This is a genomic window from Streptomyces sp. AC550_RSS872 (genome assembly GCF_019049285.1).
GTDB lineage: Bacteria > Actinomycetota > Actinomycetes > Streptomycetales > Streptomycetaceae > Streptomyces.
Genome location: NZ_JAGMUL010000211.1, coordinates 1 through 13,692, shown reverse-complemented (window position 1 = coordinate 13,692; position 13,692 = coordinate 1). Strand labels below are relative to the sequence as shown.

15 protein-coding genes are annotated in these 13,692 nt (G+C 70.0%); 5 read left to right on the top strand and 10 right to left on the bottom strand.

Features of this window, described 5'->3' with window-relative positions:
• Position 1 precedes the first annotated feature (1 nt).
• On the top strand, positions 2–1,060 hold the full coding sequence (locus KUM44_RS44530; protein ID WP_217215538.1) for an acyl-CoA dehydrogenase family protein: 1,059 nt from the start codon (positions 2–4) through the stop codon (positions 1,058–1,060).
• On the opposite strand, the gene KUM44_RS44525 is transcribed toward KUM44_RS44530, so the two are convergent.
• Genes KUM44_RS44525 through KUM44_RS44490 form a run of 8 tightly spaced genes read right to left on the bottom strand, consistent with a single transcriptional unit; the run spans position 1,052 to position 8,227 of the window.
• The gene (locus tag KUM44_RS44525; RefSeq protein WP_308402866.1) at positions 1,052–1,915 is read right to left on the bottom strand and encodes a [LysW]-aminoadipate kinase; all 864 of its coding nucleotides are present in this window, start codon (positions 1,913–1,915) and stop codon (positions 1,052–1,054) included. The genes KUM44_RS44530 and KUM44_RS44525 overlap by 9 nt on opposite strands.
• Positions 1,912–2,937: an N-acetyl-gamma-glutamyl-phosphate reductase gene (gene argC, locus KUM44_RS44520; protein ID WP_217215633.1), complete on the bottom strand. Its 1,026-nt coding sequence runs from the start codon at positions 2,935–2,937 to the stop codon at positions 1,912–1,914. The genes KUM44_RS44525 and argC overlap by 4 nt, the downstream gene beginning before the upstream one ends.
• A gap of 13 nt (positions 2,938–2,950) precedes the next feature.
• Positions 2,951–3,127 carry a lysine biosynthesis protein LysW gene (locus KUM44_RS44515; protein WP_254391011.1) on the bottom strand — a complete coding sequence of 59 codons (177 nt, stop codon included), beginning with the start codon at positions 3,125–3,127 and terminating at the stop codon, positions 2,951–2,953.
• Between the two features lies 1 nt (position 3,128).
• Positions 3,129–4,145 (bottom strand): transketolase family protein, encoded by a 1,017-nt coding sequence (locus KUM44_RS44510; protein WP_217215536.1) that lies wholly within the window; start codon positions 4,143–4,145, stop codon positions 3,129–3,131.
• A complete protein-coding gene (locus tag KUM44_RS44505) occupies positions 4,142–4,984 on the bottom strand; it encodes a transketolase (RefSeq protein WP_217215534.1) in 843 nt (280 codons plus the stop codon). The genes KUM44_RS44510 and KUM44_RS44505 overlap by 4 nt, the downstream gene beginning before the upstream one ends.
• Complete coding sequence (locus tag KUM44_RS44500) at positions 4,981–6,288, bottom strand: DegT/DnrJ/EryC1/StrS aminotransferase family protein (RefSeq protein ID WP_254391010.1); 1,308 nt, start codon at positions 6,286–6,288, stop codon at positions 4,981–4,983. The genes KUM44_RS44505 and KUM44_RS44500 overlap by 4 nt, the downstream gene beginning before the upstream one ends.
• 5 nt (positions 6,289–6,293) lie before the next feature.
• Positions 6,294–7,172: a lysine biosynthesis protein LysX gene (lysX, locus tag KUM44_RS44495; protein ID WP_308402865.1), complete on the bottom strand. Its 879-nt coding sequence runs from the start codon at positions 7,170–7,172 to the stop codon at positions 6,294–6,296.
• Positions 7,169–8,227, bottom strand: a complete 1,059-nt coding sequence (locus tag KUM44_RS44490; protein ID WP_308402869.1) for a M20/M25/M40 family metallo-hydrolase — start codon at positions 8,225–8,227, stop codon at positions 7,169–7,171. Before KUM44_RS44490 ends, lysX begins: the two co-directional genes overlap by 4 nt.
• 859 nt (positions 8,228–9,086) lie before the next feature.
• Here KUM44_RS44490 and KUM44_RS47900 point away from each other — a divergent pair.
• Complete coding sequence (locus KUM44_RS47900; protein ID WP_374202135.1) at positions 9,087–9,413, top strand: transposase; 327 nt, start codon at positions 9,087–9,089, stop codon at positions 9,411–9,413.
• Here the strand turns inward: KUM44_RS47900 and KUM44_RS44480 are convergent.
• Positions 9,331–9,600, bottom strand: a complete 270-nt coding sequence (locus tag KUM44_RS44480) for a hypothetical protein (RefSeq protein WP_217215530.1) — start codon at positions 9,598–9,600, stop codon at positions 9,331–9,333. The two genes, KUM44_RS47900 and KUM44_RS44480, sit on opposite strands and share 83 nt — an antisense overlap.
• Entirely contained in the window at positions 9,601–9,897 is a 297-nt protein-coding gene (locus tag KUM44_RS44475) for a hypothetical protein (RefSeq protein ID WP_217215529.1), read from the bottom strand.
• A gap of 130 nt (positions 9,898–10,027) precedes the next feature.
• Between KUM44_RS44475 and KUM44_RS44470 the strand changes: the two genes are divergently transcribed.
• The 3 genes from KUM44_RS44470 to KUM44_RS47895 all read left to right on the top strand — a co-directional run.
• A complete protein-coding gene (locus KUM44_RS44470; RefSeq protein ID WP_217215527.1) occupies positions 10,028–10,507 on the top strand; it encodes a hypothetical protein in 480 nt (159 codons plus the stop codon).
• Positions 10,508–10,989: 482 nt separating this feature from the next.
• Positions 10,990–13,290 (top strand): beta-L-arabinofuranosidase domain-containing protein, encoded by a 2,301-nt coding sequence (locus KUM44_RS44465; protein WP_217215526.1) that lies wholly within the window; start codon positions 10,990–10,992, stop codon positions 13,288–13,290.
• 316 nt (positions 13,291–13,606) lie between these two features.
• The coding region (locus tag KUM44_RS47895) for an ATP-binding cassette domain-containing protein (RefSeq protein ID WP_374202134.1) at positions 13,607–13,692 on the top strand (86 nt) is incomplete at its 3' end.

The window sequence follows — 13,692 nt, the reverse complement described above, 5'->3', positions numbered from 1 at the left end:
CATGCGGCTGGTCCACGATGACGTGCAGCGCGATCTGACGCGGGCCGTGCGGGCCGCGCTGAACGAGGTGGTGGGCCCCGGCGGGCGGCTCGATCCGGTGGAGGTGCACGCATGCCTCGTGGAGCTGGGCGTGTTCGCGCTGGAACTGCCCGACGCGGACGGCGGGTTGGCGTTCGGGATGGACTGTGCGGTGCCCGTGTGCGAGGAGCTGGGCCGTTGGGCCGCCCCCGACTCCTACCGGGCCGGCGCTCTGCTGGCCGACCTGGTCCGGTCGGTGGAGGAGGCGGGAACCGGACTCCGGTCACCCGCCTCGGCCGAGTCACCGGCCCTGATCGGCGTCGGCAAGGTCACCGCGGGTCTGGCCGTCGGCACCGGCATCGTGGCGACCCCGGCCGGCGACGGCCTGCGACTCAGCGGTGACTGCGTGCTGCCGGAGGTACCGCCTCAGGCCGCGTTCCACGTCGTGCCGGCCCGCCACGGCGACGGGACCGTGCTCGCGGCGGTGGCCGTCGGCTCCCCCGGCCTGACGGTCGACGGACCGCGGGCGGACGAGGTGTGGCGACTCAGCCTGGAGGACGTCACGCCGGACGCGCTGTCGCCGCCCCTGCACCACGACGGCATCCCCTCGCCGCTGCTCGTGCGCGCCCGCATCCGGCAGGCGGCATATCTGCTCGGCCTCGCCTCCGGTGCGCACCGGCTCGCGGTCGGCCGGGCCGCGAACCGTCGGCAGTTCGGCCGTGGCATCGGTGAGAACCAGGCCGTCGCGTTCCCACTGGCCGAGCAGTACGCCCACCTGGAGGCCGTACGCCTGCTGGTGCACGAGGCCGGCTGGGACGCTGACGGCGGCCGGTCGGCGGCCGTCGGGGCCACCCAGTCACTGGCCTACGCGGCCGAACTCGCCCTCCAGGCCACCGCGCACGCGGTGCACGTGCACGGCGCCGCCGGAATCACCACCGACTCCCCGGTGCAGCGCCACTACCGGGCCGCCCGCATGGAGGCGACCCGGTGGGGCGCCCCGGCCTCGCTGTGGCGGGAGGCAGGGGCGCTTCGCCTACGGTGACGGCGGCTCGGGCAGGGTGACCCTGGTGCCCGGGCCGTCGCCGGACAGCACCTTGAGCGGGTGCGCGGCCCCGCCGTCGGTGATCCACACCTGCGGCACTCCGCCGAGCAGCGCTTCACGGGCGGCGACCAGTTTGACGGTCATGCCGCCCCGCACCCAGCCGGGCGCCGGTTCGCCAGGCTGCGGCAGCCGGTAGGTGTCCAGCACGCTGGCCGGGTCGGCGGGGTCCGTGAGCACACCGGGCGCTCCCGTCAGGAAGACCAGGCTGTGCGCCCGCAGCGCCACCGCGACGGCCGCCGCGGCCCGGTCCGCGTTGGTGTTGACCGGTTCGCCGTCCTCGGCGAGGGCCGGCGGCGACACCACCGGCACCACGCCCGCGGCGAGGAGACCGAGCAGGAGCCCGGCGTTCACCTCGCGGATGCGGCCGCTGCGGTCGTCGCGGACGACGGTGACCCGTCCGTCCACGACCGCCCGTACGGCCTGCTTCCGGCGTGCCCGCAGCAGACCCGCGTCGAGGCCGGTCAGCCCCACGGCGGGCACGTCGTGCCGGTCCAGGGCGGTGACCAGCGCGGGTTTGACCCGTCCGGCCAGGGCCAGGGTGAGCACGTCGAGGGTGGCCGCGTCGGTGTACCGGGTCACCACCCCGTCGGGCGCGGTGAGATGCCGCAGCTGTACGCCGAGTTGCTCCGCGAGGCGGCTCATCTCGGCAGAGCCGCCGTGCACCAGGACCACGTTCCGGCCCTGGTCGGTCAGTTCGGCGACGTCCTCGCAGAGGCGGTCGACGTCCAGCGCCCCACTGCCCCCGCACTTGATCACGACGATCTCCGGCGGCCCGCCGGACAGATCCGCGCTCACAGGGGATGCAGCCCGGGGAACTCCAGCCCCAGCCGCTCCGGCCAGCCCTGCCTGACGTTGACGCACTGGACGGCGTTGCCGGCGGCCCCCTTCACCAGGTTGTCGAGCGCCGCCACGGCGACCACCTGGCCGCGGTCGGCGTCGAGAGCGAAGCCCACGTCGCAGAAGTTGGATCCGCTGAGGATCTTCGGTTCGGGCAGCCGGTACAGCCCGCGCCGCTGGGCTACCACGCGAACGAACGGCTCGGCACCGTAGTGGTCGCGGTAGAGGCGGCGCAGGTCCGCCTCGCGGACGTCGGCGACGAGTGAGGCCCGGCACAGCACCTGTGCGCCGCGCACGGCCTCCACACCGGTCGCGCTCATGCTCACGGTCAGGCCGGTCGCCTGTGCCACCTCCGCCTCGTGCCGGTGGCCGACGGGCGCGAACACCCGCATCGCACCGCTGCGTTCGGCGTGCAGGTTCATCGGTCCGGCGCCGGAGCCCGAGCCGCTGGACCCGATGCGGCCGTCGACCGTGACCCGGTCGTCCACCAGGCCCGCGGCGGCCAGGGGGTGGAGGGCCAGGATGGCGGCCGTCGCCATGCAGCCGGGCACGCTGATCCGGTCGGCGTCGGCGAGTTCCTTGCGGTACTGCTCGGGCCGGCCGGGGACGAACTCCGCCAGCAGCTCCGGGGCGGTGTGCGGGGCACCGTAGTACCGCTCGTACGCCGCCGGGTCGCGCAGCCGGAAGTCGGCGCTGAGGTCGACCAGGCAACCGGCCCGGCCGGCCCAGCGCGCCACCATGTGCATGGTCTCGCGGTGCGGTGTCGCCAGGAACAGCACGTCGCAGTCTGGCGCGTCGTCCGGGTCGACGAAGGTCAGGTCGGTCAGGCCGCGCAGATTGGGATGGGCTCCGTCCACCCGCTTGCCCGCCCGGCTGCGCGACACCGGCGCGACCAGCTCGAGGTGGGGGTGGCCGAGCACGATGCGGCACAACTCCCCTCCTATGTAGCCGCTCGCGCCGACGATGCCCGCCCGGATCACGCGGCCGCGGGTCTCATTCACCCCAGTCCTCTTCGACCTCGGGCGCGAGCGCCAGCAGGACCGGGTCGATGCTGAGGATCTCGAGTTCGCTGGCGCAGTCGGCGCACTCGACGATCTCGTTCTGCCGGGGCGCGGCGTCGAGCGTGACGTCGCTCTCGCAGCTGGGGCACGGGGCTATGGCTGTGGCCATGTCACCTTCTCCTTGTGTTGGGCTTGTCCGTCCGTGCGGGATCGAGCAGGGTCAGCGTCTCCGCGACGACGCGGTCGGCGGTCACGCCTCCGTCCTCCAGCAGCTCCCGCTCGTTGCCGACGGTGTCCAGGTAGCCTTCGGCGACCCCCACCCGGCGTACCCGGCAGGGGTGTTCGGCGGTCACCACCTCGCTGACCGCGCCGCCGAGTCCGCCCACGACGACGTGGTCCTCGACGGTGACGATTCCGGCGGTCTCCCGTGCCGCGCGCAGCAGTGCGGCACGGTCGAGGGGCTTGATGGTGTGCATGTTCACCACGCGGACGGAGACTCCACGGGTGGCGAGGAGGTCCCGCGCGACGAGCGCGTAGTGGACGGGGAGCGGTCCGGTCGCGACCACCGTCACGTCGTCGCCGTCCGCCAGCTGCACCGAGGCGCCGATGCGGAAGTCGTACGGTTCGCGGTGGACCTGCGGTGTCGCGTTGCGGCCGAGCCGGATGTACACGGGACCGGGGTGGTGGGCGGCGGCGCGCACGGCCAGGGCCGTCTCACCGGCGTCGGCCGGTACGAGCACCGTCAGATGGGGCAGCGTGCGCAGGATGGCCAGGTCCTGTAGGGCGTGGTGCGAGGGGCCGTAGTGACCGGCGGAGAGACCGCCGTGGGTGGCGACCACGCGGACGGGCAGGTTGTTGCCCGCCACGTCGAGCTTCAGCTGCTCACAGGCCCGGGTGGTGGCGAAGGTGCTCATGGTGTGGGCGAACGGGATGAGTCCGGCGGCCGCGAGCCCGGCGGACATGCCGAACAGGTTCGCCTCGGCGATCCCGACGTTGACGTACTGGGCGGGCAGTTCGGCGGCGAAGCCGTCCTCGAAGCCGCCCGTGTCGGAGTCGACGCAGAAGATCCGGTCGTCGCCGTGGGCCAGCTCCAGGAGCGTACGGCGGTAGACGTCCCGGGCCGCACCCGTGTACAGCTCCTGCCAGGAGTCGTCGACGGGTGCGGTCCGCTGTTCGGCCGCCGTCATGTCTGGTTCCTGCGTCGGGCGCGCAGTCCCGCCAGTGCCCGCTCGTGCAGGCGCGGCGTGAGCTTCACATAGTGGCTCTTCTTGCGGTCTTCGAAGATCGGCACTCCACGGCCTTTCACGGTCTTGGCGAGGACGACGGTGGGCCGGCCCGGCGTGGCCGGCAGCGCGCCGAGCACGGCTCGCAGGGCGTCCAGGTCGTGGCCGTCGGTCTCGACCACCGTCCAGCCGAAGTGGCGCCAGCGGTCGGCGAGCGGCTCCAGTCCCACGGACTCTTCGGTGCGGCCGCTGATCTGCCAGCCGTTGCGGTCGACCAGGGCGGTGAGGTTGTCGAGGCCGAGCTGGGCGGCCGACATGATCGCCTCCCAGTTGGAGCCCTCCTGTAGTTCGCCGTCGCCGAGCAGGACGAACGCCCGGTTGCTCCGGCCGGTGCGGGCAGCGGCCAGCGCGACACCCGCGGCGAGCGACAGCCCGTGGCCGAGGGAACCGGTGGGGAACTCCACGCCGGGCAGCCGGCGCAGGGGGTGCCCGGCCAGCCGGCTGTGCCGCCGGCCGTAGGTGTGGCACTCCTCGGGCGGGAAGTAACCGTGCTCGGCCAGCACCGCGTAGAGCGCGGCGCTCGCATGCCCCTTGCTCAGCACGAACCAGTCCCGGTCGGGCCACTCCGGGTCGTCGGGCCGTAGCCGCAGCACCGCTCCGTAGAGCACGGTGAGCATGTCGACCGCCGACAGGCTGCCGCCGACGTGGGTGCCGTGCTCGGTCGCGCCCATCGCGAGCACCGCCTCGCGGGCCCGGTGCGCGCGTTCCGCCAGTTCCGCTGTGCTGACGTCGACGCGCGTCATGCGTGTGCCGCCGGTACTTCGGTCTGCCACAGCGGCCGGTACGTCATCGACCGGGCCGCGGGCAGTAGGAGTTCCAGCTGGTCCCACACCTTCTCGAACGCGTCGGCGCAGCGCTCCAGGAGCGGCCCGGCCGCCGGGTTGAGGTGCCAGCGCTGCATCGTCAGGGAATCCTCGATCACGGCGAGCGTGGTGGGGTGGTCTTCGGGGCGGTAGGGCCGGTCGGGCGGGAGGGCGGCACGCAGCGCGGGCTGGGCGGGAAGGGGCAGCGACTGGTAGGGCCGTACGGGCACGCCCTCCGCGCGCAGCGCGCGCTGCACCATGGTCCGCAGCGCTCCCGGGGTGACGTCGGGGCAGCCCATCTTCTCGTTGTCGAAGCGCAGCCGCAGCTGGAACCAGGCGTGGGTGCGGTCGTCCGGGCAGTGCGGTGTCACGATGCCGCTGAGTGCGGCCAGCCGTGCGAGGAACCGGCGCACATTGCGGTCGCGCTGCTCGTGCCGCTCGGTCAGCCGGGCGAGTTGACAGCGGGTGAAGGCGGCCTGGACGCTGCTCAGCTTGGCGTTGCCGGCGATCACCTTCGAGAGGTAGGCGCGTTCGCCGCGTCCCGTCAGGTCCTCGCCGAACTGGCGGTGCAGCACGACCCGTTCGTACAGCGTCTCGTCGTCCGTGGTGAGCAGTCCGCCCTCGCCGCTCGTGGGCAGGTTCTTCGAGGCGTTCAGGCTGAACGCGGCCACGTCACCGAGCGCTCCCGTCTGTCGGCCGCGGTACGTCGCGCCGTGTGCCTGGGCCGCGTCCTCGACGAGGAACAGCCCGTGACGGTCGGCCAGCGCCCGCAGCGCGTCCATGTCGCAGGGCAGCCCATGCAGGTGCACGGCGAGGACAGCCTGGGTGCGCGGGGTGATCGCGGCCGCCGCGGCGACCGGGTCGATGGTGTACGTGACGGGATCGACGTCCACGTACACCGGGACGAAGCCGCGCAGGGCGGGGGCGGCTGCGGTGGCGATGAAGGACAAGGCAGGGACGAGGACTTCGGCGCCCGGCTCCAAGCCCGTGGCGACCAGCGCCAGCTCGATGGCCGCGGTGCCGGACGAAAGGGCGGCGCAGTGTCGTACGCCGGTGTAGTCCGCCCACTCCTGCTCCAGGAGCTGTACCTCTCCGCGTTCCACCGAGGTGAAGCGGCCGCTGTCGAGAACCCGCAGCACCGCCTCGCGCTCGGCGTCCGTGACGATCGGCCAGACGGCGGCAGGAGAGGCGCCCGCATCGGCGTCCACGGTGCGGGTTCCGCCGAACATTGCCAGCCGTGACATGGACATCAGTTCCTCACCATTTGCTGTACCAGGTAGTCCACGTAGCGGCCGGCCAGGTCCACGTCGAGGGCCTCGGCGGCGCCGCGGAACTGCGGTGTGTGGTTGACCTCGTTGACCAGGAGGCGACCGTCACGGTCCTCCAGGACGTCGATTCCGTAGACTCCGGGGCCGATCGCGGCAGCCGTGGCGGTCAGGAGGCTCTCCAGCTCCGCGGTGAGCGGACACGGCTCGGTGCGGGCGTCGAGGGCGGTGTTGGTGCGCCACGAGGCGGAGGTGCGGTAGACGGCGCCGGCCACCTCGGTTCCGAAGACCAGGCCCCTGATGTCGCGTCCTGGCTTGTCGACGTACTCCTGCACGTAGGTGATCCGCTGCTGTGGGTCGGGCAGGGCTTCTCGCAGTTCGAGAACCGCCTCGGCGGCGTCCCGGTCGGCCAGTCTGGCCACCTGGCGGCCCCAGGAACCGGTCAGGGGTTTGACGACCGCTGGGTAGCCGAACTCTTCGAGGGCGTCGACGGCCGCCTGCGGTGTGGGGGTGACCATGCAGCGTGGGACGGGCAGTCCGGCGGCCTGGAGGGTGAGAGTGGTGAGCAGTTTGTCGCCGCACAGCGCGATGGCCGCGGCGCTGTTGACCACGGTGACACCCGCGTGCTCGAGGACACGCGCCACCGTCAGGCTCCGGTGATGCGACACCTCCCGGGTGATCGCCACCGACCAGGGTGCCTTCAGCTGTTCCAGACGGAACACCGCGGTCCGTGGGTCGAGCACGTGGTACGGGACGCGCCGCCGGTCGAGCTCGCCGAGGATGCGCTTCTCCTCCACCGCGATTCGGGACGCGATCACGGCCAGGCGCGGAGGCAGATCCGGCGCACCGCCGTTCGGGTTCACAGGGCTGTCTCCCGGTAGGTACCGGCGGCAGCTCGCGACGAACGCCGTCCCGTGGTCAGCTCGGCGGCCAACTCCTCGATGGCGGTGGTCAGTACGTCGATCGCGGTCATGTACTCGGCCAGGTCCAGGTGCTCCTCGTCCGTGTGGTCGAGGCGGGAGTCTCCCGGGCCGTACGCGGCGATCGGGACGTTCCATACCGGGCCGACGACGTTCATGTCGGAGGTGCCGAGCTTCACCTTGGAGGACGGCAATCCGGCATGCTGCCGGATTCCCGCTCGGAGCGCCGCCACTACCGGGTCGGTACGCGGCGTCCGGACCGCCGGGAGGCTCTCGATGACGCTGAGCGAGTCCGAGCCGGCCAACTCGCCTAACCAGCTCACGAACCCGTTCCGGTCGAAGCCGACCGGAATCCGGCAGGACATCTCGACCCTGGCGCGCAGCAGATCGCCGTTGAGCGCGACCAGCGCGGGGATCGCTCGGTCGAATGCGGTTTGTGCGGCAGGGTCCGCCGCGAGTCGCCGCCGCACCGCCTCCCAGTACTCCGCCGCGACCTCCACCGCTCTCGGCCCGGGTGAGCTCGTGTGCGAACCGGGACGGGCAATGTCAACGGCTAAGCGCAGGATGCCCTTGTATCCGATCACCACGGTGCCCAGGCCGCTCGGCTCACCGATCACGACGACGTCCGGCTTTGTCGTACGGCACAGATGGTGTGCACCGGGCGAGCAGCCCTCCTCTCCGACGGCGCCGACCACCATCAGGTGGGCGTCGCAGCGTGTCGAGGCGCGCAGTGCCGCCCACACCATGGTCGCGAGTGGGCCCTTGGCGTCCACCGTCCCGCGGCCGTACAGCTTGCCGTCGCGTTCGAAGACGGGCAGATCACCGGGCACTGTGTCGAGGTGGCCGAGGAGCAGGATAAGCGGCCCACCCGGTTTCCCCAGCTCGCCGACCGCGTTGCCGACGGCGTCACGATGGGCCCGGAAACCCAACGCTGCCATGTCGTCGACCAGTTGACGAGCAAGCTGGTCCTCGTGACCGGTGACTGACGCGGTCTCCACCAAGCGCCGCAGCAGAACTGTCTCGTCGTGTCCGCCCACGCCTCAGACCCGAACCGTGATCGAGCCTGGCCGGTCAAGGGCGCGGCCGTCTCGCGGACACTCAGGGCCCAGCGATATGTGCTGTCCATCATGACGCCGACAGGGCATAAGCCCTGCGGCGACCGGCCGATCCCGCCCCGGACGGTCGTTCATTGGATTCTTCCCCCGTGTCTCCGCAGCCAGTTCCCGCAGCGTCCTCGTGCGGTTCCCAAGCCATCGTCTGCCGTGACGCTAGATGCCGACCACCGAATCGGTCAAGGCATGATCGTGTGCATCATTTAAGGCCGCGACGTCAAGGCACCTCGCTCTCGCCGAGTTCACACCGAGACGCATGGTTTCGGCATACGTGGCGGAAACATGGCGCGAAATGACGGTTGTTCGGCAGGGCGACCGCTACGCCACTTATCCTGAAGGCGTAATAACCTGACAGCAGGGGCTGCCACTGGGTCGCCATCCGCACCGGGGGACTCGAACAACACTGTCACCGACAGCCAAGGCGTTATCCGGAGAAATCCGTCGACAGTCCGCAACGGTTGGAGGTCGAGGAGCCGCCCGACTGACGTCAGCCCATCGTTCCCGATGGCCGGGACGCATTCCCCCCGGGGCTTACCGCAAACCGCTCCTTCTTCGCCAAGTAACCCCCGCCCGCCTGCCTGTACAGGCAGAATGCCCACCCAAGCTTGGTCTCAGGTCCAGTCCCTGCCGCATTCTCCAAGGGTGCTCTGGTGAGCTGCTCGCCACGGAACTGCGTCTCCTTCCAGACACGGAAGGCACTCGACTCGACTGACCTCCGCCCGGCACCCTCACGAATACTCGATTTATCGTTGCCGACCGAAACGCCGGCGACTTTGACCAGGGTCCGGCGCTGGCGAAGGCGTTCGCCCTCCACGGAGTGCGCGTCGAGGTCGTGCGCCGCTCCGACGGGCAACGCGGATTTGTCGTACTGGCCCGCAGGTGGGTGGTGGAGCACACGCTGAGCTGGCTCTCCTGCTCACGCGGCCTCAACCGCGACCACGAACGCCGCCCCGACCACCACGCGGCGATGGTGTGGTGGGCCGCCGTGATCAGGCTGTCCCGGCGCCTGACCGAAGACGCTCCGCGCTGGCCGGAGAAACGTCCCGGACGACTGCCCCGGGCGCGGACATGAACGGTCCGTCGTTCGCCCGCACCAGCCAGCCCCGCTTCTCCAGCACGTAGGCACGGTGACGGATCTTCTCCACCTCGTTCTTGATCTCCGCCTCCCAGCCCACCGCCCGCGTCAGCTCCACCCCGTTCACCGGCCCCGCAGCGGCCACCACAGCGGCGAATACCTCCCGATACAGGCCGCTGAGCACCTACTCGCCCATGCCCGACCGCCACACCGGCGGCCTCTCGCCATGCACCACGCCCAAGCCGCTCGCTCCGGCAGCGGTCACCACCTCGCCACCCGAAGGCACGGAAACCGGCGTATCAACCGTGCTCTCCTCCGCCAGCACCGACACGAGCTCCTCATGCCCCACCCGGGCCCGCTCGACTCGCTCCCGCGCGGCATCCACCTCCGCCTGAACCTGCTCCAGAACCTCCGTCCAGGACTCCAGATCCTGCCTCGCCCGCGCCTCACGCTGCTCCATCAACCCCAGCACCGACGGCATCGCACCCTCCTCGATCCACAACAAGCCCTCCGCTGCCTGCCCCTACTCCGTCGCGATCAAGCCCCGCACACGAAGAAGCCCCTGCTCATCGAACAGGGACTCCCTTTGCCATAACGCACTGAGATGCGCTTTGCCTGACACGGTCAGCGGCGCGATCCGTTTCGAACTGGAGGTGGAGCAATACCATTTGCGCGCCGGACTCGCCGATTTCACGGGTACTTCCTCGGAGGATGAGCCGGAGGTCGAGCGTCACCGGGAGTTCGGTCATCCCTTCGTGCAGCAGGACGACGGACTGGAGACGCTGAGCAACGAGACACGCGAGCAGCTCGATCGTCGTGAGGGAGGACTCGCTGCGAAGGAGCGGGCGGAAGTCGTCTCCCACCTCCGGGTTCTGGTCACGGCGCACTCCCAGAGTGACGCCATGTGGGCTTCCCTGGACGACCCCAGCTGCCAACTCTATGCGGAGCCGTACGACTCTGACGGCTTCTACCTGACGGTGCAAGCGCCGGAACCCGGCGACAACGACAGCTCGTGGGAAGTCGTGATCGGGCGCTGGGAGCCTGACGACCCGGACGAAAAGAGGTTGCGTCAATACACCCGACGCCCGTAGCCCTCGAACGATCTGTCTGGCCAACGGCGTTAACTCGGGTGGCCCGAGTCCCGGACCTGGCCTGTCGGGTGGTTCGAGCGGGGGAGTCGGTCACCGACGGCAGCGCGGCAGACGCGGGTGCCGGGCCCCATGACGTCGGCATGTTGGCCCAGGCCTGGGTGCATTCCATGTATGGCTGGGCTGCCACGGTGCCGGTCGGACGCTCATCCGGAGGTGGACCAAGGATTTTGTGCCGCAAGGCTAGACAGGGGCAGCGTTCATATCCGTTAATTCCATCCAATGCGTCGGCGCCGACCTTGTTCTATATTTCGGACGACGTTTGAAATGTCGAACGCAATGAGGGAGGTGCCGTCGGTCTGTCGGCCGTAGGGCCGCCACGTCGGCAGCACGCAAAGCCGTGACGCGCCGCGTCCGACCGTCGGACGTGTGAGCCGGCACATCAAAAGTTCAAGCAGTCGCTCTGCCGTATCGAAAGGTGCACAATGTCTTCCTCTGTCAGCAGACGGCGCCTCCTGCAACTGGCCGGGGCCACCGTAGCCGCCTCTGCCACCGGGTCCTTCATTGGCGCATCTCCCGCCCAGGCGGCCGTCCCTCCCGCAAGGGCCGACATCGGGGTCTTGGCGCACCCCTTCGAACTCGGCCAGGTCCGGCTCACCGCGAGCCGGTGGCTGGACAACCAGAACCGCACGCAGAACTACCTGCGGTTCGTCGATGTCGACCGGCTGCTGTACAACTTCCGTGCCAACCACAAGCTGTCCACCAACGGCGCGGTCGCCACCGGCGGCTGGGAGGCACCGAACTTCGCCTTCCGCAGCCACGTCCAAGGGCACTTCCTCACGGCATGGGCGCAGCTGTACGCGGTGACCGGGGACACCACGTGCCGGGACAAGGCCACCTACATGGTCGCGGAGTTGGCCAAGTGCCAGGCCAACAACAGCGCCGCCGGTTTCAACGCCGGGTACCTCTCCGGCCTCCCCGAGTCCGACTTCACCGCTCTCGAGCAGGGGACCCCGAAGGGCGTGCCGTACTACACCATCCACAAGACCCTCATGGGCCTGCTGGACGTATGGCGCCACATCGGCAGCACGCAGGCCCGGGACGTGCTGCTCGCCCTGGCGGGATGGGTCGACCTGCGCACCGGCCGGCTGACCAGCGAGCAGATGCAGGCCACGCTGCAAACCGAGTTCGGCGGCATGAACGCCGTACTGACCGATCTCTACCAGCAGACAGGCGACGCGCGGTGGCTCACTGTCGCCCGGCGGTTCGACCACGCCGTGGTGTTCGACCCCCTGGCGGCCAACCAGGACCGGCTCAACGGACTGCACGCCAACACCCAGGTACCCAAGTGGATCGGGGCCGCGCGGGAGTACAAGGCGACCGGCACGACCCGCTACCGGGACATCGCCACCAACGCCTGGAACATCACCGTCAACGCGCACACCTATGCCATCGGCGGCAACAGCCAGGCGGAGCATTTCCGCGCTCCGAACGCCATCGTCGGTTTCCTGAACAAGGACACCTGCGAAAGCTGCAACACCTTCAACATGCTCAGCCTCACCCGGGAACTGTTCGCGCTGGACCCGAACCGGGCCGCGCTGTTCGACTACTACGAGCGGGCATGGCTGAACCAGATGATCGGCCAGCAGAACCCGGCCGACGACCACGGCCACGTCACCTACTTCACCCCGCTCAACCCGGGAGCCCGACGCGGTGTGGGCCCGGCGGTGGGCGGCGGCACCTGGAGCACCGACTACGGCACCTTCTGGTGCTGCCAGGGCACGGGCCTGGAGATGAACACCAGGCTGATGGACTCCATCTACTTCCGCAGTGACGACACCCTGATCGTCAACCTGTTCGTGCCCTCGGTGCTCAACTGGTCGGAGCGCGGCATCACCGTCACCCAGACCACGTCGTACCCCACCAGCGACACCACGACCCTGAAGGTCACCGGCAGTGTCAGCGGGACCTGGGCGATGCGCATCCGCATCCCGGGCTGGACCACCGGGGCCACCGTCAGCGTCAACGGCGTCGCGCAGAACATCACCACCACGCCCGGCAGCTACGCCACACTGACCCGCTCCTGGACCTCCGGTGACACGGTCACCGTCCGCCTGCCCATGCGGGTCATCATGAAAGCGGCCAACGACAACCCGAACCTCGTCGCGGTCACCTACGGCCCGGTGGTCCTGTCCGGCAACTACGGCGACTCCGCGCTCAGCTCCCTCCCGACGCTGACCACGTCCTCGATCAGGAGGACCAGCAGCAGTTCGCTCGCCTTCACCGCCACCGCAAACGGCTCCACCGTCAATCTGGGCCCGTTCCACGACGCGCACGGCCACAACTACACCGTCTACTGGAACACCAGCGGCACCGTCCGTCTGGTCAACGTGGCCAGTGGTCTCGTGCTGGGCATCCAGAACATGTCCACGGTCAACGGTGGCCGCGCTCTGCAGTGGCGTGACTCGGGCACAGCGGACCACGACTGGCAAATGATCCCCGACAGAGACAAGGTCCGCTTCCGCAACGCCAACAGCGGCAAGGTGCTCGGCGTCTTGGACATGTCCACGGCAGACGACGCGACCGTCCTGCAATGGACGGACAACGGCACCGCCGACCACAGATGGATACTGCTCGACCAGGGAGACGGGACCTACAAGATCCGCAACGAGAACAGCGGCAAGCTGCTCGCCATCGAGAACAACTCCACCGCCGTCGGTGCGTTCGCGGTCCAGGACTCGGACGACGGCACTGCCGACAACCGGTGGCGCATCTTGAGGAACTAGTGCCCGAACCAGGCAACGTTCGCCCCGTCACGACGCCCGGCACGCACTTCTCGCCGCACCGGCCGAAAACTCAAGTACATCCAGTACGAGGGCTTCCGGCCGGCACGCCGAGAGCACGCACCGAACGCCGCTCCGAGCGGGGCGACCACGCCCTCGGACGACCTTTCCGGCAAAGCCGACCGCCCCCCGGCCGCGGAGGGGAGCCGCTGATGTCCGCCACAGCAACCGCCGCCGCACCGGACCCGCAGACGGCCGCCCCGCTGCTGCGCGTCGAGGATCTCACCGTCGAGCAAGCCACGGCGCGGCGGCCCGCAGGGTGCTCAAGGGAGTCTCGTTCGACATCCCCCGGGGCAGCACCCTCGCACTCGTCGGAGAGTCCGGGTCGGGCAAGACGACGCTCGC